Here is a 1,088-nt window from a genome sequence, read left to right on the forward strand (position 1 = left end):
GGCGATCTCCATCCGCAGCTCCCACTCCTTGCGCGGCTCCTCGACCACGTCCAGCCGCTCGATCATCCGCTGGGTCTGGCGGGCCTTGGAGGCCTGCTTCTCGGTGGACTCGGCGCGCACCGCGCGGCCCATCTTGTCGTTGTCGGAGGACTTGCGGCGGGCGTTGCGCACGCCGTGCTCCATCCAGCCGCGCTGCATCCGGGCGCGGGCCTCCAGCCCGGCCTTGGTGTCGGCGTACTCCTCGTACTCCTCGCGGGCGTGCCGGCGGGACACCGCCCGCTCCTCCAGGTACGCCTCGTAGCCGCCGCCGTACAGGTTGACCTGCTGCTGGTGCAGGTCCAGCTCCAGCACCTTGGTCACGGTGCGGGCCAGGAACTCGCGGTCGTGGCTGATCAGCACGGTGCCGGCGCGCAGGCCCTTGACGAAGGCCTCCAGCCGCTCCAGGCCGTCCAGGTCGAGGTCGTTGGTGGGCTCGTCGAGGAGGAAGACGTCGTAGCGGGAGAGCAGCAGCGAGGCGAGGCCGGCCCGGGCGGCCTGGCCGCCGGAGAGCGCGGTCATCGGCAGGTCGAGCGAGACCTTCAGCCCGAGCGAGTCGGCGACCTCCTCGGCGCGCTCCTCCAAGTCGGCGCCGCCGAGGTCCAGCCAGCGGTCCAGGCTCGTCGCGTACGCGTCGTCGGCGCCGGGCCGGCCCTCGACCAGGCCCTCGGTGGCCTCGTCCAGGGCGGCCTGGGCGGCCGCCACGCCGGTGCGGCGGGCCAGGAACGCGCGCACCGACTCGCCGTCGCGGCGCTCCGGCTCCTGCGGGAGGTGGCCGACGTTGGCACCGGCCGGGCTGAGCCGCAGCGAGCCGCCCTCGGGGGTGTCCAGGCCCGCCAGCAGCCGCAGCAGGGTCGACTTGCCGGCGCCGTTCACGCCGACCAGGCCGATCACGTCGCCGGGGGCGATGACCAGGTCCAGGCCGGAGAAGAGGGTGCGTTCGCCGTGACCGGCGCTGAGGTCCTTGACTACGAGTGTCGCGCTCATGATGGGGCCGATTGTAGGAGGAGCAGGGCCGCCACCGGAAAAGCCCGGGGGCCGCGGCCGTCACG

The 1,088-nt window shown here is 73.7% G+C and carries 1 protein-coding gene; it reads right to left on the bottom strand.

All coding sequences use genetic code 11. From position 1 onward, the window contains the following. On the bottom strand, positions 1-1,023 hold a 1,023-nt coding region (locus ACFV04_RS43785; protein WP_380536664.1), incomplete at its 3' end, for an ATP-binding cassette domain-containing protein. Between the last annotated feature and the right edge of the window lie 65 nt (positions 1,024-1,088).

This window comes from Kitasatospora sp. NPDC059599 (assembly GCF_042735125.1).
Classification (GTDB): Bacteria; Actinomycetota; Actinomycetes; order Streptomycetales; family Streptomycetaceae; genus Kitasatospora.